This is a genomic window from Opitutia bacterium ISCC 52, assembly GCA_014529675.2.
Taxonomy (GTDB): Bacteria; Verrucomicrobiota; Verrucomicrobiia; order Opitutales; family UBA2995; genus UBA2995.
In genome coordinates, this window is sequence record CP076040.1 from 3,441,809 (window position 1) to 3,468,236 (window position 26,428).

The 26,428-nt window shown below is 49.5% G+C and carries 18 protein-coding genes and 2 pseudogenes; 3 read left to right on the plus strand and 17 right to left on the minus strand.

Going from position 1 to position 26,428, the window contains the following annotated elements; translation table 11 throughout:
* Positions 1 to 84: 84 nt before the first annotated feature.
* Complete coding sequence (locus GA003_14655; GenBank protein QXD27250.1) at positions 85 to 1,830, minus strand: arylsulfatase; 1,746 nt, start codon at positions 1,828 to 1,830, stop codon at positions 85 to 87.
* A gap of 821 nt (positions 1,831 to 2,651) precedes the next feature.
* Between GA003_14655 and GA003_14660 the strand changes: the two genes are divergently transcribed.
* Positions 2,652 to 3,656, plus strand: a complete 1,005-nt coding sequence (locus tag GA003_14660; protein ID QXD27251.1) for a dihydrodipicolinate synthase family protein — start codon at positions 2,652 to 2,654, stop codon at positions 3,654 to 3,656.
* Between the two features lie 100 nt (positions 3,657 to 3,756).
* Here the strand turns inward: GA003_14660 and GA003_14665 are convergent, their stop codons facing one another.
* From GA003_14665 to GA003_14715, 11 genes and pseudogenes are all read right to left on the minus strand, one after another.
* On the minus strand, positions 3,757 to 4,968 hold the full coding sequence (locus GA003_14665; protein QXD30450.1) for an epoxide hydrolase: 1,212 nt from the start codon (positions 4,966 to 4,968) through the stop codon (positions 3,757 to 3,759).
* A 120-nt stretch (positions 4,969 to 5,088) separates the two neighbouring features.
* Positions 5,089 to 5,799 carry a hypothetical protein gene (locus GA003_14670; protein ID QXD27252.1) on the minus strand — a complete coding sequence of 237 codons (711 nt, stop codon included), beginning with the start codon at positions 5,797 to 5,799 and terminating at the stop codon, positions 5,089 to 5,091.
* A 227-nt stretch (positions 5,800 to 6,026) separates the two neighbouring features.
* Complete coding sequence (locus GA003_14675) at positions 6,027 to 6,227, minus strand: twin-arginine translocation signal domain-containing protein (protein ID QXD27253.1); 201 nt, start codon at positions 6,225 to 6,227, stop codon at positions 6,027 to 6,029.
* A 49-nt stretch (positions 6,228 to 6,276) separates the two neighbouring features.
* On the minus strand, positions 6,277 to 6,738 hold the full coding sequence (locus GA003_14680; GenBank protein QXD27254.1) for a DUF1585 domain-containing protein: 462 nt from the start codon (positions 6,736 to 6,738) through the stop codon (positions 6,277 to 6,279).
* 156 nt (positions 6,739 to 6,894) lie between these two features.
* Entirely contained in the window at positions 6,895 to 8,256 is a 1,362-nt protein-coding gene (locus tag GA003_14685; GenBank protein ID QXD27255.1) for a twin-arginine translocation signal domain-containing protein, read from the minus strand.
* Between the two features lie 273 nt (positions 8,257 to 8,529).
* Complete coding sequence (locus GA003_14690; protein ID QXD27256.1) at positions 8,530 to 9,180, minus strand: energy transducer TonB; 651 nt, start codon at positions 9,178 to 9,180, stop codon at positions 8,530 to 8,532.
* A 247-nt stretch (positions 9,181 to 9,427) separates the two neighbouring features.
* Positions 9,428 to 10,192, minus strand: a pseudogene (locus GA003_14695) (SDR family oxidoreductase).
* Positions 10,193 to 10,206: 14 nt separating this feature from the next.
* A complete protein-coding gene (locus GA003_14700; GenBank protein ID QXD30451.1) occupies positions 10,207 to 11,376 on the minus strand; it encodes an alkaline phosphatase D family protein in 1,170 nt (389 codons plus the stop codon).
* Between the two features lie 356 nt (positions 11,377 to 11,732).
* On the minus strand, positions 11,733 to 13,037 hold the full coding sequence (locus GA003_14705) for an arylsulfatase (protein QXD30452.1): 1,305 nt from the start codon (positions 13,035 to 13,037) through the stop codon (positions 11,733 to 11,735).
* Positions 13,038 to 13,050: 13 nt separating this feature from the next.
* Positions 13,051 to 14,121 (minus strand): DUF4432 family protein, encoded by a 1,071-nt coding sequence (locus GA003_14710; GenBank protein QXD27257.1) that lies wholly within the window; start codon positions 14,119 to 14,121, stop codon positions 13,051 to 13,053.
* A 43-nt stretch (positions 14,122 to 14,164) separates the two neighbouring features.
* On the minus strand, positions 14,165 to 14,893 hold the full coding sequence (locus GA003_14715) for a zinc-dependent peptidase (protein ID QXD27258.1): 729 nt from the start codon (positions 14,891 to 14,893) through the stop codon (positions 14,165 to 14,167).
* Between the two features lie 70 nt (positions 14,894 to 14,963).
* Between GA003_14715 and GA003_14720 the strand changes: the two are divergent.
* Positions 14,964 to 16,739: pseudogene (locus GA003_14720) on the plus strand (DUF885 domain-containing protein).
* Between the two features lie 292 nt (positions 16,740 to 17,031).
* Here the strand turns inward: GA003_14720 and GA003_14725 are convergent.
* The 3 genes from GA003_14725 to GA003_14735 all read right to left on the minus strand — a co-directional run bounded on the left by GA003_14725 (position 17,032) and on the right by GA003_14735 (position 21,123).
* Complete coding sequence (locus GA003_14725; protein QXD27259.1) at positions 17,032 to 18,522, minus strand: peptide MFS transporter; 1,491 nt, start codon at positions 18,520 to 18,522, stop codon at positions 17,032 to 17,034.
* Between the two features lie 7 nt (positions 18,523 to 18,529).
* Positions 18,530 to 20,053, minus strand: a complete 1,524-nt coding sequence (locus GA003_14730) for an L-serine ammonia-lyase, iron-sulfur-dependent, subunit alpha (protein QXD30453.1) — start codon at positions 20,051 to 20,053, stop codon at positions 18,530 to 18,532.
* A gap of 137 nt (positions 20,054 to 20,190) precedes the next feature.
* Positions 20,191 to 21,123, minus strand: a complete 933-nt coding sequence (locus GA003_14735; GenBank protein QXD27260.1) for a dihydrodipicolinate synthase family protein — start codon at positions 21,121 to 21,123, stop codon at positions 20,191 to 20,193.
* Between the two features lie 204 nt (positions 21,124 to 21,327).
* Here GA003_14735 and GA003_14740 point away from each other — a divergent pair, with 204 nt between their 5' ends.
* The gene (locus tag GA003_14740) at positions 21,328 to 23,595 is read left to right on the plus strand and encodes a S9 family peptidase (protein QXD27261.1); all 2,268 of its coding nucleotides are present in this window, start codon (positions 21,328 to 21,330) and stop codon (positions 23,593 to 23,595) included.
* A gap of 121 nt (positions 23,596 to 23,716) precedes the next feature.
* Here GA003_14740 and GA003_14745 read toward each other — a convergent pair whose 3' ends face one another.
* On the minus strand, positions 23,717 to 25,288 hold the full coding sequence (locus tag GA003_14745; GenBank protein QXD27262.1) for a sulfatase: 1,572 nt from the start codon (positions 25,286 to 25,288) through the stop codon (positions 23,717 to 23,719).
* A gap of 219 nt (positions 25,289 to 25,507) precedes the next feature.
* Positions 25,508 to 26,407, minus strand: a complete 900-nt coding sequence (locus GA003_14750) for a hypothetical protein (GenBank protein QXD27263.1) — start codon at positions 26,405 to 26,407, stop codon at positions 25,508 to 25,510.
* Positions 26,408 to 26,428: the final 21 nt, after the last annotated feature.

The following is a 26,428-nucleotide window of genomic DNA, read 5'->3' on the forward strand; positions in this document are numbered from 1 at the left end:
TCCAAAAACGATTTTTTAAGGTAGCGCCAGGCCTGTCCCTCATCGCTCGTAAAGCGACTCGGGAGATCCTTCCCCATTTGAAATCTAATTTGGTAGTAGTGCCAAGGTTGCGTAAAAGGCTCCAGAAAGCGGTTTACCTGAGGCATCGTGGAACCAAGCTTGAAGCGTGTGTTTGCCTGCAGGTATCTCAATAGTGAATTCGATCAGAGTACCTTCGTCCTCAGGCATAGCCACAATCCTGTCTCCCCCATTCAAGCTAAGCGTTCCTGAAGCGATGGGCAAGGCTACACCCGGATCGATGGGCATTCCCCCGATTGTTTCTCCAGGACCGATTGCCGAAAGAGGACGATTCATGTAAAAAGGCCAGCGACTAAGTTGCACACGATAATTGCCGCCTCTTTCTACTTCAATATACCAAGGTCCACCCATAGAGTCTGCCCCGGCAACTTTGTCGCGGTTATCGAAATCCACATCGAACCAATTGCTGCAGGTAAGGTTGGTGATGGGCTCTGCCGGATTGCCGACAATAATAGGTTCTATCACATCGATAGATTCTTCTATGGAAGCCCAATAGGCATCGTAATGTCCCTTCAGCTCGCGAACGATGTCAGGATGCTTGGCGAAGACATTTACCGTCTGACCAGGATCTGCATCCAGGTTATAGAGTTCTGAATCACCTTGCAGACGCCAGTCTTTCCACATCACTGAACTCCTGAAGTACTTCTCCGGCTTCGTTCTGCCCCCGAATTGAACAATTGCCTTTCTATCTTCTAAAGCAGCTGCGTCTTTGAAGACGGGCACAAGAGAGTATCCATCAAATGGCTCTGCAGTAGCTGGCAATTTGAAATTCAACAAATCGACGAATGTCGGAACAAGATCAACGATGTGAGAAACCGTTCCTATCGTTCTCGGTGAACCCAGGTCGCCATTGGGCCAGCGAAGAAAACAGAACGCTCGATGGCCGCCTTCATAGCCAGACCCTTTTCTGCCCCTCATACCAGCGTTGAAGATGTCAGCGCCTAAGGCGGTTCCATTGTCATTCATAAAGATGACAATCGTGTCTTCTTTTGCGTCTCTTCCTTCGAGCCAATCCTCCAGTCTTCCAAAATTCTCATCCGCGTTGGCGATGAGCCCGTAGAATTTGGCAATTCTCTCGTCGTCGACCTTACCTTTGTATTTCTCATAATCCTCTTGAAGTGGATGAAAAGGACTGTGAGGTGTATTCAGAGCGATGTAGGTGAAAAAAGGTTGTTTGGCTTCCATTTTCTGGTCCATCCATTCCATCGCTTCATCAAACCAAAGGTTGGCGCAAAAACGGTCGGAATACTTGACCTCAGTCCCGTCTAAGTACCGGGTATAGTAATAATCGTTGTCGTATTCATTTTCCGATGCCAATCCCCAGCCTTTGTGCCAAATGGAATGCGTGAAACCGCGATCCATTGGCCGGTTGGGATAGGCGTCTCCAAGACCCCACTTACCAAATAATCCTGTCGCGTATCCATTGGCCTGAAATATCTCTGGCATGGTTACGATGTCGCGTCTCATCCAATTGCGGGCGGATGGCACCGTGCTTGCTTTGTTGCGGATCGCATACAGACCGGTCATAAGTTCGCTTCGAGTCGGCGTGCAGACAGGTGCGACGTGAAAATTATCCAAGCGAACGCTCTCCCGGTGTAGCGCATCGAAGGCAGGTGTCTCAAGGATGGGATGCCCGTGGCATGAAAGGTCACCGTAGCCTTGATCGTCGGTAATGAGGATTATGACGTTTGGATGCTCTATCGCGAAACAACTCAGAGCGTTGATTAAAATGAATAGCGTCAACTTTCTCATAATATTCGTTAAAGGAATGCTGATTGGATGTAAGCTTGGAGAATGATGCTCTCTTTTTTCCCATGTCGTGAGTTCGTCGAAGCCAAGCTAGATCTGCTGGAGCCCAAAATCATCACGTACTTCCGTTGTAAGCCGAGGACCCTAAAACAAATTTCCGTGAGGTTTCGATGATAAAAGGTCCGTTCCGGTCATCTCAAGTCCCTCCATCAATTTATTAAGGAGAAAAAGCCAGCCGTCGCTATTCGCTTCAACAGCGATTTACCGAGCTTACTCACGCTGGAAACAGAATACGAAAAAGACTGTCAGCTGCTCTCATTACCTTGCTACATGGTAGAACAAACGAAGAAACATATCAGTCGTCTTATTGGATAAACTAATGAACCCGATACTCTCAAAAATACTACTGTGTCCCTCCTCATGCCCTTCATCATGTCGACCATCGCGTCCTTCATAGCCTTGTTATAGGCGACGTAGGAAGCTCGAGAGCGACGGTTGACGTGTGCCTCGTAGCTTATAGGGCGAAGTGGTAAGCCTTGCAAAAGGCGACGTAGGAAGCTGGCAAGCGCAGTGGGACGTGTGCTGCGTAACTCGTAGAGTGTACCGAGGCTTTTTATGCCGACACCTCAACGAACGAAGTGAGAATAACAGAAGTAAGGGCCGACCCTTTTGGTCCCCCTAGGCTCCTCTTTGTTGTTTACTTAAATACTAGGTCCGTCCCCTTTTGCTCCCCTTTAACTGTTCTCTATCAGTCATTCTTGAAAAACCTATCGTAGTTGAAGCTGGAATGTTTTAGGTATCTAATGAAAAATCAATTGGTACTTATGAACCGAAAACAATTTATTCTTTCGTCGATGGGAGCTGGTATGTTCGCGTTATTACCAGACCAGGCTTCTTCAACTCCATCAGACCAACGGGCAGACTCATCAGGTGGGCAATCCATTCCCCGCAAAGCTATAATCCCTGCTGCACTTACCTCGTTTGATAAAGACGGTAAGATCGACTATCAGGACTTCAATCGACACATCAGCTCCCTGGCAGATGTAGAGGGTGTAACCGCGATTATGGTAAACGGAGGTTCGGGGCTCGACAAAACATTGACCCGGGAGGAACGCCGAAAGTTACTAGGTGTAGCATTGGCGGCAGTCGATAACAGGGTTCCCGTTTTGGCAGCTGTTAGGGAATCTGACACCATTCACAAGCTTGCACCTCTGGCTAAGGATGCTCAGAAGGAGGGTGCCCAGGCGATGACGATTATGCCTCCTTCCAATGAGCAAGGTTTTAACTGGGACGCTGCTAAAATGCGATTCGAGGAGGCCTGCTCGGCGAGTGATTTACCGGTAGTCATTTATCAAACCCGGTATGAAACGGACGTTCTCGTTCGCTTGGCAAAAACGTTTCCCGTAGTCGGAGTCAAAGAAGGTAGCAGAGACCCCTCGACTTTTGAGAGCAACCTTCGGGCATTGCGGGGTCTGAAACGCAATATTGCAGTTTGGTCCACCCATAGTAGGTGGTTACTTGCCGATTTGGCTATCGGTGCTGACGGAATTTTATCCGGCATGGGAAGTATTACTGCTGATCTTCACGTGGCCCTTGCTGAAGCCGTCCACCGTTCAGACTTAAATGCAGCTAGAAAAATCAATGATCAGATATTTCCCTTAACGCAGGTTTTCTATCGTCCGGGACAGAACGCCCATGTTCGCATGATGTATGCGCTCAAAAAGCTCGGCCGTCAAAAGCATGGCTTTGTGCGATCTCCCTATGAACCTCTCGACGCTGGTGAACGTTCCAGAATCGACCAGGCCCTGGTGCGGGGTGGGCTTTTGTAGGGCAGAGATCAGAGGTCCCTAGTTCGCTTCGGCTGTTCGATCGTTCAGAAAGTAAGCTGCGTCTGGCCCCAATCGGCTTCTACCCGCCCGGTAGATTCATTTACCGTAGTGTTCTAAAAAACTTCCTGAGGTCCTCGACTAATAACTCCGGTTCCTCGACGGCGGCGAAGTGGCCACCTTGCGGCATCTCGGTCCATTGCTGGAGATTGTAACCTGCCTCCACCCATTTTCGAATGGGCAATCGTATTTCTTGAGGAAAAATGGCAGCGGCGGTCGGTACCTCGACGCGGCCTCGCTTCCAATTGTCCCGGCGTGTCTCGTAGTAAATGCGGGTGGAGGAATTGATCGTTCCGGTGGTCCAGTAGATCATGATGTTCGTCAGGAGTTGGTCTTTGGTAAACGCATTTTCAATATGGCCGTCATGGTCGCTCCACACGTACCACTTGTCGGTGATCCACGCGGCCAATCCCACCGGAGAATCATTGAGCCCGTAGCCCAGCGTTTGCGGCCGCGTTCCCTGAATGTCAGCGTAGGCCCAATGGTTTTTCATTGCTTCCTCACGATCGTTCATTCGCTTGATCTCCCAATCAGGGACTCCTTCGAATGGATCCTCGACGCCTTGGGGTGGGCGGCTTCTGGCAAAATTAATATGAATGCCGACCACCTGCTCTGAACAATTTTCACCTAGCCAGGAAGTAACACCGGCACCCCAATCTCCGCCTTGTGCACCGTAGCGCTGGTAGCCTAAGCGAGCCATCAATGTTCCCACGGTTTCTCCCATTTTACGCACGCTGTAACCCGGAACACTCGGCTTGTCGGAAAATCCGAATCCAGGCATGGAAGGACAGATCACGTGGAAGGCGTCCTCGGCGTTTCCTCCATGCGCTTCCGGATCGGTTAAAGGTCCGATAATCTCCTGAAACTCCATCACGGATCCCGGCCACCCATGGGTGATCACCAAGGGCAAGGCGTTCTCATGTTTTGAACGCTGGTGGATAAAGTGAATATCCAGTCCATCGATCTTGGTTTTAAAGTGGTCCAATTCGTTGAGTAGCCGTTCCTGCTGTCTCCAATCGTATTCGTCTTTCCAATACTCAACCAGTTCTTTCAGGTAGGACTTGTCCGTTCCATAATCCCAACCGCTGTTTTCAACCTGATCCGGAAACCGTGTTCGAATCAATCGGTCCTGGAGGTCTTTTAGCACAGCATCCTCGACGTGGATCGCAAAGGGCCGAATGGATGTGTCCTGAGCGGAAACAAGGTTTCCACATGCCAAAAACAGCAAAAGCCAAATCCGTCTATTTGTGATCATGACCGATAGCTTTATCATAATCTCCAGAAATTAGAAGTCGATTAGACGGTTATTGCGTTTGACCCCTTTCGCTGCCTCGGTCGGTTTGGCTGTATAATTACTCGTCTTTTGGGACTGGGGTTAATCAGCTTTTTTGGCAGTCCAGGAAAACTTCCTAGTTTGGCCAACAGACGCGGCGGTGATAATCAGTTCCCCTTTTATTTCATCTCCTTCAACAAGCCCCCGGTAATTAGCAACATAATCATAGCCTTGATATTGTCCTTCAGTGGAGAAAGTAAACACACCGTCATCCAAATTGCCGTCTTTGATCTCACTGGGGCCTCTCCGCGCTTCAATCGTGCCGGAAATTTTTCCATCACTTCCAGCCGTCAGGATCAGAGTGGCAGTGCCGGTTTGTCCCTGCCGTTCAGTTTTCGAATTCCAGGTACCGGTCAGTCCGCCACCTTGTGCCTCGCGCACTGCGGTAAAGCCTGCGTCATACTGCTGCCCCTGGTAGTCAAGGCGAGCTGAACCGCTCAACTTGTTACCTTCGACGTTTCCCGCATACGCAACGGTTAAGCCCTGAGTGCTCACCGTGAAATGGAGCGTATTATTGGACTCCAGTCGCACGTCTTGCAATTCGAGCGTCTGGTCATAGGTCGGAGAATAATAAGATCCACCCAGGTTGCTGCCGTTTTCCTTAACAGTGGCCTCAGGATAGTAGGTTTGCCCATTGGGACCAACAAGACTGATCTTCCAAGTGCCGGATGGATTTGTATTACTGTTTGCCATGGCGTGCATGGCGGTGAACGCGAGTAAAACGGTAATGAAGAAAGCTGTAATTGAACGCATTATGTTACCTCCTAATATTTGTTTTTTTGAGACTGTTTACTGATTGAGAGTCTAGATATTGAATACCGCCAACTATTCTTCAACCCGAAAAAGGTTAATTTTTTTAACTCTAATCGCTAGGAGAGATCAAAGCAGCGTCATTCATTGATGCTTGCTAGAACCCATTCGGGACAACCAAAGGGGACTAACGCCCAATCCGTCGACACTCTGCCTTCCATGAAGGGATTCTAGAGAAGTTTAATTTTGATTGTCACTCGCTGACGATCTCCTCTTGTCAAAAGTACAGACCTGACGTCATTTACTCCCTTGAGATCGGCTCCCGCATCCGGGTATCCTGTATTGGCCCTCATCAAGGACGCGAATGGCGCAAGGCCGACGGCTACTCCGGTGGTTTTGACAAACGATCTGCGGGTGATGCGGTGGTTCATGTTTAGATTTTTTTAGCTCAGTAAAGGGATGCTGATTCAGCTTCGGGTACTACTTTTTCTGAAAGGCTTCGCTCCGGACCAGCGCATGGATGAAAGCGCTTACTGCATAATCATCTTTCTTCGCAGAACTGACGATTTCGATGGCCAGATCTTCATCGGTAAATCCAAAGGGCCGACCCAGTGCATACCCGATCAAGTGCTCGACGAAGCCACGGGCGAAATCGTCCTCTCGCTGAGCGACCAAGTCCCGCAGTTCATGATAGTCGCCAAACGCGGGTCCCTTATGAAACGCTCCGGAGACATCGATGTCCCAGACCTTCTTCCGTTTGCCCTCGCCAAAGAAGTCTTGGGTCCGCCAGCGCTTCACCGTGCGAATATAGGCCTCCTGGATTATATCCTCAAAGTCGGGGATCGTGGAGAATCGACTCGCCAGCCAAGCCCTCAAGATCGCCTCATGGGGGTACAGTTCCTCCAGAAACCAATCGTTTTCTTTTTTATTAAACTGAGGCATGCGGGTTTGAGTGTAGGTACGTTATCGTAGGCCAGATTAGCTAGCAATGGTAGAATCCATCGCCCTTGAGTCCGGCTTAACTAACCAAAACGCATGGCGAAGCGATGACCCCTAAAAAAACCTGAACTTTTTTTTGGGATCCCAGTTTTCTTCCAGTTACGGCCGCGTCGGAGTGCCGTCGATCCCCCGTAGTTGAGTCCAATTGTAGTTATAGACTATGGGCGGATACTTGGCCGCCAGTTTTTCATCGATATCGATGCCCAACCCAGGAACTTCGTTCACGTAAATAAAACCTTCCTTCATGGTCGGCATGCCAGGGAATACTTCGTAGGCGGCTTCTTTAAAGAGGCCCATTTCCTGAACCCCAAAATTCCAGACTGCGAGGTCGATATGGCAATTAGCCGCGTGACCCACGGGCGAAGTATCCCCGGGACCATGCCAGGCTGTGCGCACGTTGAACCACTCGCCGAGGCGAGCCACTTTCATCGCAGGCGTGATACCACCGATCTGAGAAATATGAATGCGGATGTAATCGTACAAACGCTCAGTCATAGGGATGAGCCATTCGTGGGGACTGTTAAATAATTCCCCCATCGCGATGGGTACGTTGCATTGCTCACGGAGCCGTTCGAACCAACCAATGTTTTCCGGAGATACCGGGTCCTCTATAAAGAAAGGTCGATATTCTTCTACCCTCCGGATCATGTCGATGGCCTCCATGGGCTGAAGACGCTCGTGCATATCGTGGAGTAATTCCACATCATCACCAAAGCGCTCTCGGGCTTTCTTAAAGATCTCGATGGTGCCTCTCTTATATACCTGGGGCGTTATAGTTCTATCATCGGGATCTCCAAAGCCTGCCTTCTTATAAGGGGGATTATCGGAAAGATGGGTTGATCCGTATCCGCCCAACTGGATGCGAATATTCCGGTAGCCTTTTTCTTTAAACCACTGAACGCGATCTACCACGGCCTCCGGTGTATCGCCGGACGCATGACCATAGGCGTCGACCGCAAAACGGCATTTACCTCCCAACAATTCGTAGACCGGCATCCCGGCCATCTTGCCCTTGATATCCCAAAGCGCCTGGTCGACCCCACTCAATGCATTGTTCAGCACGGGCCCATTTCTCCAATAGGAACTCTGGTAAGCCATCTGCCAATTGTCCTCGATGGTGTTCACCCTTTTGCCTTTAAAAAAGGGATCCAGGTACTCATCAATCGCAGCAACCACGGTGTGAGCTCGTTGCGTAAATGTGGCGCAACCTAACCCATAAAGTCCGGGCTGGTCGGTCTCCACTTTCACAATAACCAAATTGATACCATAGGGAGCGGTTAGGATGGACCGAACCTTGGTGATTTTAACGGGATCCATACCACCCACTTTGGGATGAGGTTCCGATGCGTGACTGTTTGCATGGGCCTGATTTCCAAAAGCTCCAAGAGCCCCTGCGGCGGAGCCAAGACCTAGTGCTTTGAGAGCACTCCTACGATCGAATTGAGAATGTGGGGATTTCATAATTCATACTATAGGCACGCTGAAACTAAAACCGAGCAAAAATCCCAAAAAGGAAGGATCCCGATCAAATAAGCATTCTCACCATCAAGTTGATATAATCGAGTATCCGTTAACATATCCAGAGTATGGATACACATCAGAACACATCACTTCACTATACGAAGTTCAGTTCAATAGTACCAAGGGCAGCTAGGCCCGAATACAATTAAACCTGAGGCCACATCGACCTCAGGTTCAATTTGGTATTATTGAAAGAAAGACTTATTGTATTGCTTAACCGCGCAAAGAAAAAGCCAAGGGAATCCGAATCCGAGTCTTAACCGGCTTCCCGCCTTTTTTACCTGGATGAAATTTCCAGATCTTAATCGCATCGAGTGCGGCTTTAGAAAATTCAGGATGAGGCGACTCGGTCACACGAGCGTTTTCAACTATGCCATCCTCGTTAACGACAAAGAGCAGAAACACACGGCCCTGGATACCCGAACGTTTGAGATTAAATGGATATTTGGGCGCGATGCGATAAAGAGGCTCGGGCTTTTCATCCAGGTCAGCGATTTCAAAGACCATATCGTCAAGGTTATCCGGCAACTGAAACGATTGCGTCGTCAACGATCCAGCACTCATCCCCCCCATACCGGCATTGAGTGCCATGTTGATTTGGTCGAGTGAGATTCTTTGAACCTCGGCTTCCAATTCTATTTCTTCCTCTTCAATTTCTTCTTCAGGTGGAGGAGGTAGCTCAGGAGGAGCCGGAGGAACCGCTACGGCGATTGTTGTAAGGTTTGCCTGATCAGGATTTTGGCGCAGATCACTCGCCCACTGCATAAGCGGAAGGGTGACGAACAGTCCCCCTGTAATTGCGACCGAACTAATCAAAGGAATAGCCCGGCTGAGGATGGTTGGTTTTTCAGTTATGATTTTCATGTTCCATGTTCAATAAGTTGGGATTGACCATGGGGTAACTGAGAGGGGGTTGAGCAGCAATCAGGCCACGTTCTTAAAAAAACCGTAGGAATCAAGAATTATCGGTTTCTGTCACGCAATTGTTGCATAAGCTGTATAATAACTGACTACGCGCTTCGACTCTTGGGCGTCTCGTGTAAAAAACTGACCAGCAAAATGAAACAACCCCCAGGAAAACGGAATGCGATGAGCTAAGAGAGAGATCCCTTTAGTTGATCGAAATGCCTCCATCGATAGTCACCGCTGAACCGGTCATCCAGGAGGATTCGTTGGAGATCAGAAAGAGAGCCAACTCCGAGATGTCCTTCGGTTGTCCAAGTCGTTTCAAGGCGGTGGCTTCCCTAGCCTCTTCCACGGCCTTCTCCCCTTCTTCAAAGGCTTTTGCCGAGTCCCAGATCATAGGTGTATCAACGGGTCCAGGACAGAGAGCATTGGCTCGTATGCTCGGGCCATATTCCGACGCCAGTTGACGGACCAATGCTACCTGGGCTGCTTTGGAGGCACAGTAGGCAGGGTGCTTGGGGTAGGCTTTAAACGCGGCGAGCGATGCATTGGCCAAAACGACACCGGAGACATTCTTTTCCATCTGAGGTATCGCACACTTACTCAAATAGAACAAAGCTGATACATTGGAATTCAAGGTGTTCTGCCAGGTTTCCTGAGACAATTCGGTGACTGAGCCGATGCCCAAGGTGCCTGCGTTGCAAACAATCGTATCCAAGCTGCCAAATCGTTCGAGAGCTAGATCAACCAAGGACTCGTTGGTTTCATATTCGCTGATGTCACCGATGTGCCAGGCAATTTGCTCCTAATAAGGTGACAACTCCTCCATCACACTTTTCGCCTTTGCATCACTTCGCCCATTGAGAACCAGCTGAGCGCCTTCTGCAGCAAATCTCAGCGCCATGTCCTTCCCCATACCACTGGTTGCACCTGTTAGAATGATGACGCGATCTTTAAGCCGATTACCCATGTCTAATCTTAAGCTTAATTGGAGTAGCTGTATTCATAGGCAATACTTCCATCGACCCGATGGTGCCTCATGGTCAATTTATCCCCATCCTGACCGGAGTGAATCTCACCACTTAAAAATCCACCAATGATAGCCAGATATTTATGCTCATCCGTTTTCAGATCCAAACTGAATCCTCCTGCATGCGCTTTGGAAGTAGCCCCCGAGGAGAACTCATGCACCCCCGTGACATCATCAATACTGTGATACTGCCAGTGACGATCTCCGCAGATAACAATTACATTATTCTCTTCACAAAACTGGCGGATTTCATCTCCTTCAAAAGACCAATTCGCATTGGAATGATTATCCTTTTTGTTTTTGCGGTCAGGTCCAACCACCGGTGTAGGTGAGAACAAGATTTTGAAGGGAGCGTCCGATGCAAGCACCTCTTGTTTAAACCAAGCTTTCTGCTCAGGTCCCCAGATGGATTTGTCCTTACCATCCGGCATATCGTTGGGGCTACGAAAATCACGACCTTCAACAATCCAAAACTGCAAGTCTTCGCTCCATCGGCGACTGCGATAGGTGCGCTCACCCATGGGCGCCTGTTCGCGAAAAATAGAAAGTCCGGCATTCCATGTGAGATCACCGACTCGCCTACCAGGAGCACTGTCGTTTGTGACTGTATCATGATCGTCCTTGATAAAGAAGCTGGGGATCTGCCTGTGAAAATCCAAAACATCGGTGCAACCATACCAGCGGTTCCAATGAAAGCGGGCCAGCTCTGGTGTCCGGGCATCGACGTCGCCACCAGCGCTGCGCTTGTCGTAGTAAACAATGTCACCCAAGTGCACAAAGAAAGCCGGATCAAGCGCCAGCATATGATCATAGATCTGCAGCCCAGCCGTTCCTTTGTCACGGGTTTTCCAGCTTTGACAGGTCGATATTACAAAACGAAAAGCACCCCCGCCAGAAGCTCCCAAAGCCGTCTTAAACGAACCACCAAGAGACTGGCCTGGCTTTCCTTCGACTGATCGACTTTCCACGGCTAATTCGTAGCGACGATTGGGTTCCAGATTTTCGATCAGAACTTGCCGAGTAAAGTCTTGGTTTGGATCAACGGGTAACCAGCTTGTCCGGCGGATATTCGTCTGCTGCCCTTCCGGCCACCAACTGACTCGAACACTTCCCTCCAAACCCATGAGGCTACCTTCCATATCAGAAATCGTAGCCCCTTTAGGGAATTGTTTTTCACCTAATTTGCCGACGTCAAAATCACGATCATCCACACCGATCCAATTCAACCCATTCCACTTGGGCTCCGCTCGATCCGTTAACCTCAGCCAAACGATGGTTGAGTCAGTGCTCGTCTCACCGATCTTGATTCCATTACCCAAAAAAGGTTGGGCATAAACTGCAGTAATCGATGAGAGAAACGAGAGGGCAAATAACACGGGGTAGCATTTCATAATCTGATATCTGAATCTATCAGCCTGCCGAAGCAAGTTTTGTTGAACACATCCTACTTAACTTGGCAGATTATCTTTCAGAGAAACTCTTAGCCATTCGCTTTAATCTCTCTCAAAAGCGCCTGTAACTCCCGAGCTTTCTCGAGGTATTTTCCATACAGATCAATCGACTGTGTAGGATCGGTTTTCAGGTTATATAACTGGCCTGGATAATCATGTGACTCTACTTTAAGTTGCTCCCGAAACCATTCCGATTCGTCGGCCTCGGGAGGCCCATGATCCACAAAGACCCAGTCGTTGTGACGGATGGCAAATTCACCACCTGGAGTATGATGAATGACACTTGTGCGGTAGGGTTTATCGAGGCGCCCCTTGAGCAAGAGCGGAAGGAAACTAAGACTATCTTCACCCGCGTTGTTGGGAATTTTTTGTCCGGTAATTTCTGCGAGGGTGGCAAACCAATCGGTCAGGGAAACAAGTTGGTCACTTGTTTGATCGAGTCCGATGACTCCGGGCCAGCGAACAAGCAATGGCAAGCGATGTCCGCTTTCCAAGACATCGGTTTTGATGCCGCGACGATTACCCATGCTGAAGTGATTGTGGCTTTGAATCCGTTCATAGGATGAAACATCCGGACCGTTATCGGATGCGAAGATGACCAAGGTCTGGTCGGCCAGGTTGAATCGATCGAGTGCATCCAACATGTCACCGATATAGTGATCGATTTCAAAAACAAAGTCGCCATAAGCAGCGGCACCGGATTTCCCGATAAAGGCTTCGTTAGGCACCACAGGATCGTGCGGACTGGGAGGATCCCAATAAATAAAGAATGGCTGGTCGGCATCGATACCGAACTTTGAGTTTTCCTTTTCCCCGGCATAGACTTCCAAATACTCAACCACCTTCTCAGCGTTGTCAGGGAGCCACCGGTAGGGATCGGTATCGGCGAGTGTTGGGTCAAGCGGACTGCCGTTTTCAAATTGGGTTTTGAAGTTGCTGTCTTCTTTTTTCAGATAGGTGATACACCACGAATAATCGAAGCCCACCAACTGAGAACCCAGTAGTCGTTTGTTCTCAAAATCGTAGGCGTCGAGGGCTCCCGGTTCCCTGCCCGAATGAACGGCATCCGAGTAATTATGTCGAAGCCCCCATTTACCAAGTTGAGCCGTGTTATACTTCTTTTGCTTCAGTAAAGAAGCCAGGGTAAGTCGCCCTTCTTCCACATAAAGGTCACGAAACTTCGCGCCGTTACTGGTTCCCCCTTTCCCTCTTCGCCAAGGGTAACGCCCTGTTAGCAATCCATAACGGCTGGGACCGCAAACCGCCGCCGCTGTATGAGCATCCGTAAAAGAAATACCTTCGTGGGCCAGACGATCAATATGGGGTGTTGGGATTTTTGATTCTCCATTAAAAGAGCTGGAAGGCTTTCACAGAAACCTGCCGTTCCGAGGCCGTTTCCACCACGGTAATCTTAGAATCTGAGTAACTCACTGATTTGACTCCAGCGAAGTGGTCTGGGATCTCAGCCAGGAACATAGCGTAGCGAAAGGTCTGGGTCTCGTCGGCGTCGATGTAGCGGTAGAGAGCCTGGTCGAAGATGCGGCCTTTGGCTACCAGGTCGTGACCAGGTTTGTGAAGACCGGAGGTGCCAAATTCCAAGCCACGAGCAAAAGGCTTTCCATCTTTGACGTGTCGCCAGATGTTGAGCCAGGGATAGTCGGAGGTTTTCCAGATGTAGCCGAGCAAAAGTCCTGTATCGGGGCTGGTTGCGGTGACCCAGCCGTATTCGTCCTCGACGATGAACGAAACGACGTTGGGCGAAGGATCATCTTTCAGATAGCGAAGGTCAACTTTTGTCCCGTTCATTTGAAGTGCCTTGGGCCAGCGTACTTCCGGGTCTTCGGGATTGGGTAAGGGACGCTCCTGCATGAAACCACGGGTACCATTAGAATCTACAATGGTTCCCTTATTGAGAAAAGGAGGACCGATGGTCGGGTGCTGGACTATGTTGTAGATTCGACCTATAGGATTCTCGTTAGTCACGAATTCTTCAACCATCACTACAGCCGAGCCTTGGTGCATGTGAATCGACCGTTCCACTTTGATGCCGGCCATAGGAAGTTGAGCCTTCACACGCGTATTTAACTTACCCGTCGCCGATTCCATTTCGTGCGACACTGCCCACCAGACTTGTGCGGCTTCTCCGTGCTGATGCATACCATGCACTTTTTCCGTATCGGATGCAGAGCCCCAACGATCCAGACAAAGGAAGTGTCCCATAGAGCGAGGTTCTATAGGAGGTTCTGCCTCAGGCGTTGGACTAAATGACCAGGAATCCCACTGCAGCGGATTCAAAACGTTCGTCTTTAATCGATACTCAGAAATCGATCCACCTCCCAAGTCAATTACAAGTTCCGCCTTATCGCTCTCCATTTTTACAACAGGGCGGCTTTCATCTCCTGAACTGGAAATACTCATTACAATTATACTAATTAATATCCCAACAATCGCTTTCATGCTCCTACTCATTGTTGGAAGCTATCCAGATCTCCGTCAACAGATCATACATCTCAGGATCGTGCTCTTTGAGCTCTCTTGAATTAAAAGGATAGAAGTCGTTCTCGCCAAAGAAGGCTTCGGTGCATTCAGCAAAGTACTCCTTGTGATTAGTAATGGCGTAGGCCTTCTGCGGTTCACGATTGCGGCGCCTGACTCGATCATAGCTTCCTTTCGCTTTGGCTTTCTCATAGAGCGCCAAAATCCCCGGATGATCAAAACCTAATAGCAGATTGTGATAGGCATGAGACAACTCATGCAGCAGCAACATCGGCATACGAATAATCTCTTTCTCCAAAATGGCGGTGTTCGTAAACTCCACCCCCTTTTCCTTTTCCGGGAGCATACCATTGTCGATCAACCAATCCTTACTCGGGTGAAATTCTGCACGTGGTCGCCGTTCGCCAGCTGGCAAGGATACCCAGAGTCGCACTTTCTGTAATTCTGAAACCGTAGCGACTGGGACCACATTGATCACCTTACGACACTGCCCTTTTAGAAGTTCCATCGCGCGCTTCGTTTCCTCAGGTCGCTGATCTCGGAGTTCATCGCTCACATAGACCGTCCAACCTTCGACCACCTGAGACGAATAACCTTCGACCTGCAGAGCTTCAGCCTGCGCACTTTTCGACGACTGTAATAATACACCCACCATTACACCAAGCAGCAGCGACACATTTTTTATCTTCATCATCAATAATATGAATTACCGTTCTGCTTTATAGTACTCGTCATGCTACAGCCTGTGGAATACTGTGCACGGAATGTCAAATATCAAGACCTCCATTCGACTAGGCTCACTCACAACCGGAATCCTATTATGGAGCTCCTTACAGATCATGGCTCAAGATTCGAATCATCGCTTTACCGGTATCGTCGATCGCTACTTTGAAGAATCAGCCCAACTCTCGCCAGTCAGTGCCACTAGAAGAGGAGATCATAGACTTGATAGCGAAATCAATGACGTGAGTGCGGAGGGTCGCAACCGTTTAGCCGCCTTCTACCAAGAGATTCAAACTGAACTTGCTTCATTAAAACCGTCTAAACTCTCACGAGATGAACAGATCGATCGAGCGCTTCTCGAGCATCGTCTGAAAGCTGCCCTGTGGAGCCAGCAAGAGCTGGAGGAGTGGGCCTGGAATCCGCTCGTTTATTCGGGGTTAGCTGGTGGATCTATCTACAGTTTGATGGCACGAGACTTCGCTCTGCTGCCCGATCGCCTCAGGTCCGCCACGGCTCGTTTGGAAAAGCTGCCGACCCTTTATGCTCAGACTCGAACGGAACTTCAACCACACCGCGTACCAAAGATCCATGCCGAAACCGCCATCGGTCAAAATCGTGGTCTCTTAAGCATTATTAAAAACACCATCGAACCTGAAATGGATCAGCTGAATCAGGCAGACAGAGGACGACTCACCAAAGCCATCAAAACTGCCACCACAGCGATGGAGGAACATCAACGCTGGTTAGAGGATGACCTGCTGCCTCAAGCAAAAGGCGAATTCCGGATAGGCAAAGATCTCTTTGATCAGAAACTGGCCTGGACCCTGCAATCATCACTGACAAGAGAGCAAATTCGAGACCGTGGTCTGGCCTTCATGAATGATCTGCATGAGCGCATGTAAGATCTGTCCAAAGAAATTTACGCGGATCGCTTTCCCTATACTGAGTTTCCAACAAGACCATCCAAGGCCTATAAAAAAGCCATCATTCGATCCTGCCTGGAAATGGCTTACCAGGATCGCCCATCCGCTGAAGGCGTCGTCGATGCCATCCATCATTCAGTGAAACTGACCGCCGACTTTTTGAAGAAGAAAGATATTATTTCACTGCCCGAGGATCCGATGGAAGTGATCATCATGCCGGAATTCCAACGGGGTGTCTCGTTAGCGTATTGCGATTCGCCAGGGCCACTTGAAACCAATCTAAAGACTTTCTACGCCGTGGCTCCCCCACCCGCTTCCTGGACGGTGGCGCAAGTCGAATCGCACCTGCGAGAATACAATCACCGGTCGCTGCACAATCTAACGGTACACGAGGCCATGCCCGGACATTTTGTTCAACTGGCCCATGCCAATCGCAATCCGAGAACTCTAAGAGCCGTTCTTTCATCCGGCGTTTTCGTTGAAGGCTGGGCCGTCTATTCCGAATGGATGATGTGCGAGGAAGGCTTCCTGGAAGGTGATCTATTGATGCGACTGATCGTATTAAAGTGGTATCTGCGCGACGTGACGAATGCCCTCCTTGATCAAGCCGTCCACGTCGATGGAATCTCTAAAGAAGAAGGCATGCGGATGCTCGTTGAAGATGCCTTCCAGGAAGAGCGGGAAGCGGATGGTAAATGGCGCCGCGCTCAACTTACCTCCGCACAGCTGTCTACTTACTTCGTCGGTTACCTTGAACACGTCGATCTTCGCGCTGAAGCAGAACAACGTTGGGGAGGTGCTTTCGATCTCAAAACCTATCAAGATCGTGTACTCTCGTTTGGATCGATCCCAACGCAGTACGTGAGGTCGCTGTTGTTTGATTTGGAGTTGTAGGAAAAACTGGACTTCGAAATCGGCAATGCGGGGACGCAGTGAATGGCACTACCTTTAAAAGCTAGAATGGTAGGGACGGACCGCCGGGCTGTCCGCTTTTCACAATGAAACGGCTCGTGTTGGTGTCGCTTAGCTCGAAACGGCGATCGAGCCCTACCATTTCCAAAAGATGAAATCGGGGCGTTACCGAGAAACATCATGACGACACCTCAACAAGCGAAGCGCAGTTTCGAACGAAGTGACACCGGCATAACAAGCTACTCCTACAGTTTTGAATAACCTCAGAAAATCTCTACTCCAACTTCCCAATCAGTTTCTTAATCGGCTTCGTAAAGATAAGTAGAATGATTCCACCGCCCACCGTGGTCATGACAATCTGCATAAACAACCCGGGCATCTCATTCAAAGATTCGGGATTGAAACGGCCTGCCAACAGACCGGCCATCAAATTACCCAGCGACGTCGCCAAAAACCAGATACCCATCATCTGACCGACGAATCGTTTTGGAGCGAGCTTGGTCACTGAGCTTAACCCAACCGGGCTGATGCAAAGTTCTCCCATGGTATGTAACAGGTAAGTCAGAATGAGCCAGTATGGGGCTGCTTGATTGCCAGCTACGACTAACTTGGCTGCTCCGACCATAACAAGAAAACCAAGGCCAAGAATCACAAGTCCCAAGGCGAACTTAGCTGGCATGGATGGATCGAGTTGCTTCTTGGCAAGCCGTACCCAACAGGCTGCGAAGATCGGAGCCAGCACCACGATATAAAATGGATTCAATGACTGAAACCAACCCGCCGGAATTTCCCATCCGAATAACATCCGGTCAGTGTGACGATCCGCAAAAAGATTCAGAGAAGATCCCGCCTGTTCAAACCCCGACCAGAATAAGGCAGATGAAATAAACAAGACTACGATGACGATGGAGTGGTTGCGTTCGATTTTCGTCAGGTTTCCAAAAGCAAATACATAGATAAAAAACGTAAATGCTAAACCAACGATCAGGTAGGTTGTATTTTTTGCGAGCGCGAGCGCGTTGAATTGAACGGCACCGGTGATACCCAGTAATACCAGAATGAATACAAGACCAAACCCACCGATAACTGGATACCAAGCTTTATCCATTCCACTCGAAGCTGCTCCCTTGGGTTTCGAAGGATGGAGTCCAGCATCGCCCAATCGCCCGACTGAGTATTTGTATTGGATCACACCAAACACCATGCCTACTCCAGCTGCACCAAAACCTGCGTGCCAATTTACTTGTTCACCGAGGTAAGAACAGATCAAAGGACCTAAGAACGCGCCCATATTGATCCCCATGTAAAAGATAGTGAACCCGGCATCACGACGTGCCCCCCCTTCAGGGTAAAGCTGCCCAACGATCGCACTGATATTTGGTTTTAGGAATCCCGTTCCAATTACAACCAAAACTAAACCAAGAAAGAAGGTCGGTGTGGATGGCACAGCCAAAGTAAAGTGACCTGCGGCAATAATTAAACCTCCTACCCAAACAGAACGTTGGGCACCCAGAAGTCGATCGGCGATCCAACCACCGGGCAAAGCCGCCATATAGACAAAAGCGGCATACAAACCGTAAATAGAGCTGGCAGTTTTGTCATCGAGCCCCATGCCTCCATTCTGCACCGCATCGACCATAAAGAGCACGAGCAGTGCCCGCATGCCGTAGTAACTGAAGCGCTCCCACAGTTCGGTAAAAAATAAAGTCGATAGTCCGCTCGGATGGCCGAACCAGGTTTTGGCTGCTTTTTCGTTTTCTAGCATAAGCTCATTATTCGTTCTCAGCCAATCGCTCTTCGATGGCCTTGGAGGTTGGGGTTACGGAGAGTCCGCCTTTGGCGGTACAACAAAGTTCATGGGGAATGGCATCGGCCACTTCGTTCATAGCATAGATGACTTCGTCCAATGGGATGAGGTGCTCGTAATCAGCCAAGGCCATGTTTGCGCAAGACAGGGCATTGGATCCAGCTAAGACGTTTTTGCCAAGACAGGGAGCTTCAACGCGATTGGCCACTGGATCACAGGTCATTCCAAATGAGTTTTGCAGGGCTACGGATGCGGCTGCGAGTTGCTGGTCAAGCGTACCATTGGCCAGGCCGACCATGGCTGCGGCAGACATACCGGCACCGGATCCGCATTCGGCCATACAACCTCCAACTTCGGCAGCGAAGGTTGCGTGCTTACAAATAAAGACACCTATTAAACCTGCAACGAGGAGCGCGCGAACTTTCGCCTCCTCGTCAGCGCCTAGAGAATCTGCAACCGCTAACATCGATCCCGGCATCGCACCACAGGATCCGGCGGTAGGTGCAGCTACAATCACTCCCATCGAGGACTTCACTTCGAGAATGGCGGAGATGTAACCAATGACGCGGATATTCACATCGCCCGGGATCAAACGTCCCTGAGCTTCACGCTCCATGAGGGTCACTGACTGACAGGGAAGAATGCGATCGGCGTATTGCGTTCCAGCGAGTCCGGTTTTCACTCCATTCTCCATGATCTTAAGAATGGCCCTGCCCTTCTCTATCACTTCATCATGCGAAATACCTCCTCGAGCACTTTCGTATTCGAGTGCCAGTTCCCAAAGCGCCAGGTCTTTACCTTCGTTAAAGGCCAACATGGCTTCAACCGTTAGGAATGGAACGGAAAGATCTTCCCGAGACATCACAGGTAAAACGGGGCTTAAGACTCTTAGGTCCAGGACCGAGGGATGGTCGTGTATAGATGCCATCTGTTCAGATGTCGGATGACTAACCCTGGAAATACGCAGCAGAGTCATGTCGCCGGAGCACACTTCACTTCCCTCGTTGTCCAATCCTTCCAGTAATTTAGCCAGAACGGACCCTGCATTAGCATCCGGTTTTAAATAGAGCAAGAGTTCAAAATAATCACCTCCCATACGGACAGCGGTGCCATCAATCTCTGTCACTTCGATCATGCCGCCTCCAGTGGAGATCGCCTGCATGCTATGCGTCGAACCATTCACTCCTTCGACCAATAAACGGTAGTTATTGGGATGGGTCGCACCATAGGATTCATAACGCACCTCGATCTCAAGCCCGGCAGCTTCGGTATGCTCAGCATGATCCGGTAAACGAGGATCATCCGGCTCCCAACCTAAGAATCCTCCATAAAGCCCCATGTCGGTCCCCTGTGACTTATGCGTGGTGACTAGCGATCCATTGGGATCATAATCAATGACGGCCTTTTTTAGATCACCCTGAACCAGATCCCGGCACAATCGACCGATACGGTTAGCGGCTGCACTGTGAGAACTCGAAGGTCCACGCATGACAGGACCCAGTACGTCATTAAAAATACTGGGTATATGATCGGTTTCACTCATTCAGAAAGGCGTGGGCAGATGACAAATGACAGGTCACGATCACATTGAAAAGGACATTTAATGCCTACTAAGGCACAAACAGGTTACATTCCAAAGTCCGCCGGATTGGGCCGCGTCTCAATGCCTTTCCGAATGATAGCCAAAACCTCTTCCCGCTCCGCTCCTTCAATGACCAGCCGCGGTGCTCTTGTAAGCTCTGAACCATAACCACATTCCTGCACCGCCAGTTTAATATACTGAACCAGCTTAGGCAGGGTATCCAGTTTTAGAAGTGGCGTATACCAACGATAGACATCACGCGCTTCTTGCCAGCGATCGGCGAGAGCCAGATCCCAGATCAGTCGATTCTCAACCGGAAATGCATTTACTAAACCAGATACCCAACCATCGATTCCCAGGACAAGACTTTCGAGCACCAAATCATCCACCCCGGCAAAGAGCTGATAACGATCTCCGCATAGATTCCGCAATTCGGTTATACGGCGTGGGTCTTCCGATGATTCTTTAATGGTAGTAAACTTAGGCTCATCAGCCAACTCGACGAAGGTCTCGGGCTTGATGTCGACTCCGTAAGAAACGGGGTTGTTATAAATCATGATGGGAAGATCGCTTGCCGCAGCGACCGTGCGAAAGTGGGCAACCGTTTCACGCACATCCGTCTTGTAAACCATAGCCGGTAACACCATGAGTCCATCGATGCCTGTCTTCTGGGCGGCAGCGGCATAGCGACAAGCCTGATCCGTGGTGTATTCAGCTACACCAGAAAGAATAGGTACTCTGCCCTGCACGTGCTCCACCGTTGCTTGGAGCAATTCAAGCTTCTCGGCAGTTTCATGAGAACAATTTTCTCCCACGGTTCCCAACATGACAAATCCATGTACACCTCCCTCCAGCATGACATCCAAGTGTTTGAGTGTCGCAGGAATATTGAGTGATCCATCTTCCTTAAATTGCGTGGTCGTTGCGGGAAATACACCGCTCCATTTTGCCTGAGTATTACTAGTTTGATCGGTCATAATCTAAATGCTGTGAACTGAATTGATCTGGCCACATTTTTTATTTTTGCACACAATGTCAAATTAAAGATTGAATTCAAGCGAATCAAAGAGTTGCCTCATCATTCCCCCAATTCGACTTTGTATAACACAAAACACCTGTGAGCAGTTATGACCGCACCAACCTACATAAGGCTTCTAATCATTCTTTTACTTTCTAACTTTATGCCCTTAAGCTCAATTCAAGGAAACAACATCATGGCCCAGTGGGAAGAAATCCCTGAAACCGTCGATGATCCGTCGCTGTTTACTCTCCAAGAGGTCATCGACGAAAAAGCGATCGAAACCAAAAAAGAGGCCCAAAACGCTTGGCGCCCGGAAGGAGCCAGTTGCCTCGTTCTTGAAAAATCAGAATCCGTTGAAGGCGGTAAAGACCTCTTCGACTGGAACCCGGAGACCGACGAAAAGACCTTATTGCTGTCCGCCGATAAATTCATTCCCGAAGGAAAGGACAAAACCCTCAAGCTTGAGAATCAAAGTAACCTTACCTGGTCACCGGATGAGAAGAAACTACTCATTTACACCAACACCAAGAAAGTGTGGCGGATCAATTCCCGAGGAGACTATTGGGTGCTGGATCTCAAAACCTATGAACTTCGGCAACTGGGTGCCAAGTTCGATGAAGCCACCCTCATGTTTGCCAAGTTTTCTCCAGACTCGAAGCGAGTCGCCTATGTACAGGATCGGGACGTCTATGCGGAGGATTTGAAAAACAACCGGATTCGGAAGCTGACTTCCCGTAAAAAAGAGAGCATCGTCAATGGGACATCTGACTGGGTGTATGAAGAAGAATTTCGATTACGCGATGGTTTTGCCTGGAGCCCCGATAGTAAATCTATCGCCTATGTCCAATTCGACACTGAAGGGGTGGGCACCTTTCCTCTCACCAATTACCTGGCAGGCAAGTATCCCGAGGTAACACCTCTGCCCTACCCGAAGGTGGGAACGACAAATTCGTCGGTGCGCATTGGAGTTACCAGCTCGACCCGCGCTCGCACCAAATGGTTCGATGACCTGCCCGGCGATCCACGCATGCACTACATCCCCCGATTTACCTGGACTGACAATTCAGAGGAGCTCGTTTTTCAACGATTGAATCGCAATCAGAACCACAGTATCCTCTGGATGGCGGATGTAAAGTCGGGCAAGCTGAATCCGTTTTTCGAAGAGCAGAGCGATACCTGGATCGATGTTCACAACCACATGACCTGGTTCGACGATGGGCAGGCATTTCTGTGGCAAAGTGATGAGGATGGTTATCGTCACTTTTACCGTGTAAATCGCGACGGCCAAGCAAAGACACTCATCACCAAAGGCGACTACGACGTCATAAGTATGCTCAAGTTTGACGAAGACAATGGGTGGCTCTACTTCATTGCATCACCCGAAGACGCCACCCAGCGCTATCTCTTCCGTGAACGCATTGATGGCACGGGCGAAGCTGAGCGGTTGACTCCCATGGATAGCAGCGGAACACACGCGTATCGACTTTCCAGTGACGCGACACGTGCATTCCATAGTTTCTCCAACGCGAACACGCCCCCTTCCTACGACCTGGTCGAGCTCCCTAGCCACCGGGTCATTCACTCAGGCGAAGACAATGCAGAAGCCCGAACCCAAATGAAGGAGCGAAACTTTCAGCAGGTATCCTTCCTCACTATCGATATCGGTGAAGACTTCGACCTTCCAGCCTACATGATCAAGCCCTACAACTTTGATCCATCGAAGAAGTATCCGGTCCTGTTCTATGTGTATGGAGAGCCTGTCGGTCAAACCGTCAAAGACACTTGGCAGAAGAGCCAGTGGTACCAATACCTGGCACAACGAGGCTACATCGTCATGTCGATCGACAATCGTGGCACATCTGCCCCACTCGGCCGGAAGTGGCGTCACCACCTCCATCACAACATCGGCATTTATTCTTCACACGACCAATCAGCTGCTGTTAGGAAACTGCTTGAAACGTATCCCTACCTCGACGCGGATCGTATTGCGGTAACCGGCTTCAGCGGTGGAGGCTCCATGAGCCTCAACCTGCTCTTCCGTTATCCTGAACTCTACAGCCTGGCAATGGCTGGAGGTTTTATCAGCGATCAGTTGCTTTACGATACGGTTTATCAGGAACGCTACATGGGCCTCCCCGAAGATAATCCAGACGGATACAAAATCGGTTCACCCATCACTCACACAGAAAACCTGCAAGGAAACCTGCTTATCTTTCACGGCACGCAGGACGATAACTGCCACTATCAGAATTTTGAGAATCTGGTTAATGAACTTATCCGTCTCAACAAACAATTCACAGCGGTCCCCTATACCGGCGGCACCCACTCCATTAAGTCTGCTGGTGACGGACAAGGCACCGCCCACAATCTAAAGACCAAAACCTGGTATCTAATGAACCATATTCAGCCGGGACCGAGAGCGCAGTGAACGGTGCTTGATATTTGGACACTTAATCTATCGGCAGCAAGCTACCTCCTACAGAGGGCGTTTCAATATCTCAACTGTAGGAGGTGGCTTGCTGCCGAAAGGAAGTGGCCATTAAAGCAACTTAATCATCCCAATGCTTATCGATGATCTTTTGGATGTGGGGGAAATTTTCGTCGGTCTCGTTAAGTTCTTCACGAAGAGACTTAAGTCGGTCTTTAAGCTCCGCAATGGTCTCTACGTATTCCGGATTCAAATACAGGTTGTTCATTTCATGCGGATCATTCTCCACATCATAGAGCTCCCAACCCGGAGGCGTGGCAATATCTGCCTGAGAGCCCCAGTAGTTCATGCGGGGTGGGTCTTCATAATCCGCGCCGTAGAAAAAGATCAGCTTGTATTTACGTGTCCTGATTCCGAAGTGAGCAGGATTACACAATTTGTGTGCCATGTGCATCCAGTAGCGGTAGTATGTCGCATCGCGCCAACCGTGTTGCTCTTCGCCAAGCAAGGTTTCGGCAAAGCTATCGCCCTGCATGAAGTCGGGCACGAAGCCTCCTGCAAATTCAATTAGGGTCGGAGCGAAATCCGTATTATTGATTAACAGGTCAGATTGACTCCCCTGCTCCACTGTTTTCGGATAGCGAACAATAAAGGGCATCCGCATGCCTTCCTCATACATCCAACGCTTGTCGAAAAAATCATGTTCACCCAAAAAGAAGCCCTGGTCGCCGGTATAGATAATCAAGGTGTTGTCGTAGATACCTTCCTCTTTCAAGTAATCAACCAGGCGATTGACGTTGTCATCCACGCCTTTGACGCAACGTAGGTAGCGTTTCAGATAGGTCTGATATACAACAGAGGTATATTCGGGCTCAGGAATGGACTCATCAATTCCCAGCCGCTGCCCCAACCCCCACTGATTGTTTCGCTTGGAAATGGAAGCACCGATAGTGTTGATCATTTCGTCGTTGTGACCTCGAGTGGACGGGGATCCAAAACCAGCCGCCGGCTGATCATACAGATTGTCCGGTTCAGGTATTTCCATATCCTCTAAATAGGAATCGTAGCGCTTTGCATTCACGAACATATCGTGGGGCGCCTTGAAGTGATGCATGAGAAAAAATGGTTTGCTTGTATCCCTACTCTTGAGCCAATCCAGACTGAGGTCCGTGATGACGTCCGAGGAGTGACCTTCGTGTTGACTGGTATTCTCAGGCCAAGCACCCTTCTTCATGTCTCGAGTGACCGGATTGTTATACCGACCCTGCCCAGGCAGGACATTGTAGTAATCAAACGCAGCAGGTTCCTCCTTGAGATGCCATTTGCCAATCATGGCGGTCTCATAACCCGCTTTATGCATTTCCTTGGGCAAGTATTGTCGTTCGGGAGCGATTCGTCCTAACAAATCCAATACGCCATTCGTTTGAGGATATTGCCCGGTAATGATCGATGCGCGGCTCGGTGTACAGATGGAATTATTACAAAAAACCTGAGTGAAGAGCATTCCTTCGTTTGCCAACTGATCGATATGCGGAGTCGGATTAAGCGACGCCAAGCGAGAACCATAAGCCCCAAAAGCCTGGGTCGTATGGTCATCCGACATAATGAACAGGATGTTGGGTTGCTTCGCAGCGAAGAGCGTAGAGCTGAGAGCGGAGAAAAGGAAAACCAGGAAAATCCTAAAATCAGTCATAAAAGAAAAATGCTTAGGCTGAATCAGCCAAATGGCGAATACGTTTATCATTCACCTTCAGAATAAGAAATCCGTAATCGGTCTGCGCACTGATGTAAAGAAATCCATTCCGGTAAATCAAGTCGTGGTAATTGTCTGTCCGTTTTCTTTGATTGTAGACAGGAAAGCTCTGGGTACCGAGAAGAACGGGTTTCGTTGGCTGGCTGATATCGTAGGCCGTTACGGTTTGCCACCGGCACAGAAAACCACATTGCCAGCCACCGTTAGACCGTTGGGTCCGCGAATGTCCCCAAACGGAAGTGAGGCAACCACCTCGGGATTATTTGGATCAGCCAAGTCAACCACTGCCATGCGATTGAAATCAGGCCCCGCCTGTCCACTGGCCTCAACCGTAAGGCTACCTCCTATAAATGCATAGTTACCTTTTACCTGAACACGGTTAGCCCCGATCAAAGCTTCGTCTTCCACCTTGCCGACCAATCTCCAATCTTCCACGGGCAACACAACCCCATCCTGGAAGGCTTTAAAAATTCCCACCTTTCCTAACGGTGGTTTGAATCCATTAGGATCAACAATCACAATGTGATCACCGTACCGATCAATATCATGAGGAAGACTCAGGCTAAATTGCTCCTTTGTCTCCAAAGCATCAACCAGGAATGGATTACGGATGTCACTCACATCAAAGAGGTCGATGAACCCGGACTTGTTCGCCGCGAGAACGGAAGAACCCACCTTAATCATCCCATTGATGCGATCAATCCGCGAGCGATCGGAGACCTTCTTCAGTATGACTGGATTCCGTGGATCCTTTACATCCAGAGTCAGGAAATCTTTGGTCCCCAAGAACAACTTATCCTCCACCGGAAGAACCGTCTCCGAATCAGAAATTCCAGGATCATTCATATACCACAGGATCTCCGGGTGCGCGGGATCACTAATATCGATGATGGAAAGAGCATTTTGTTTCCCCGGCACGAAGGCGAGGTTGCCGGACAGCTCTACATCATGCGCACGAGCGAGCGCCTCCTCGTGCAGCGTCATCGAAACGATTGAAAAAGGAGATTCCGACTTGGAGCACCCCAAAAACAAAGCAAGCCATAGGATCCCTACTGTCATTGGTTTAAAAAGGCTTCGCAT

Excerpts from the sequence above, each read along its gene's own strand:
- GA003_14655 (QXD27250.1), bottom strand. The coding sequence starts at position 1,830 with ATGAGAAAGTTGACGCTATTCATTTTAATCAACGCTCTGAGTTGTTTC.
- GA003_14660 (QXD27251.1), top strand. The coding sequence starts at position 2,652 with ATGAACCGAAAACAATTTATTCTTTCGTCGATGGGAGCTGGTATGTTC.
- GA003_14665 (QXD30450.1), bottom strand. The coding sequence starts at position 4,968 with ATGATCACAAATAGACGGATTTGGCTTTTGCTGTTTTTGGCATGTGGA.
- GA003_14670 (QXD27252.1), bottom strand. The coding sequence starts at position 5,799 with ATGCGTTCAATTACAGCTTTCTTCATTACCGTTTTACTCGCGTTCACC.
- GA003_14675 (QXD27253.1), bottom strand. The coding sequence starts at position 6,227 with ATGAACCACCGCATCACCCGCAGATCGTTTGTCAAAACCACCGGAGTA.
- GA003_14680 (QXD27254.1), bottom strand. The coding sequence starts at position 6,738 with ATGCCTCAGTTTAATAAAAAAGAAAACGATTGGTTTCTGGAGGAACTG.
- GA003_14685 (QXD27255.1), bottom strand. The coding sequence starts at position 8,256 with ATGAAATCCCCACATTCTCAATTCGATCGTAGGAGTGCTCTCAAAGCA.
- GA003_14690 (QXD27256.1), bottom strand. The coding sequence starts at position 9,180 with ATGAAAATCATAACTGAAAAACCAACCATCCTCAGCCGGGCTATTCCT.
- GA003_14700 (QXD30451.1), bottom strand. The coding sequence starts at position 11,376 with ATGGGTTTGGAGGGAAGTGTTCGAGTCAGTTGGTGGCCGGAAGGGCAG.
- GA003_14710 (QXD27257.1), bottom strand. The coding sequence starts at position 14,121 with ATGAGTATTTCCAGTTCAGGAGATGAAAGCCGCCCTGTTGTAAAAATG.
- GA003_14715 (QXD27258.1), bottom strand. The coding sequence starts at position 14,893 with ATGATGAAGATAAAAAATGTGTCGCTGCTGCTTGGTGTAATGGTGGGT.
- GA003_14725 (QXD27259.1), bottom strand. The coding sequence starts at position 18,522 with ATGCTAGAAAACGAAAAAGCAGCCAAAACCTGGTTCGGCCATCCGAGC.
- GA003_14730 (QXD30453.1), bottom strand. The coding sequence starts at position 20,053 with ATGCGTGGACCTTCGAGTTCTCACAGTGCAGCCGCTAACCGTATCGGT.
- GA003_14735 (QXD27260.1), bottom strand. The coding sequence starts at position 21,123 with ATGACCGATCAAACTAGTAATACTCAGGCAAAATGGAGCGGTGTATTT.
- GA003_14740 (QXD27261.1), top strand. The coding sequence starts at position 21,328 with ATGCCCTTAAGCTCAATTCAAGGAAACAACATCATGGCCCAGTGGGAA.
- GA003_14745 (QXD27262.1), bottom strand. The coding sequence starts at position 25,288 with ATGACTGATTTTAGGATTTTCCTGGTTTTCCTTTTCTCCGCTCTCAGC.
- GA003_14750 (QXD27263.1), bottom strand. The coding sequence starts at position 26,407 with ATGACAGTAGGGATCCTATGGCTTGCTTTGTTTTTGGGGTGCTCCAAG.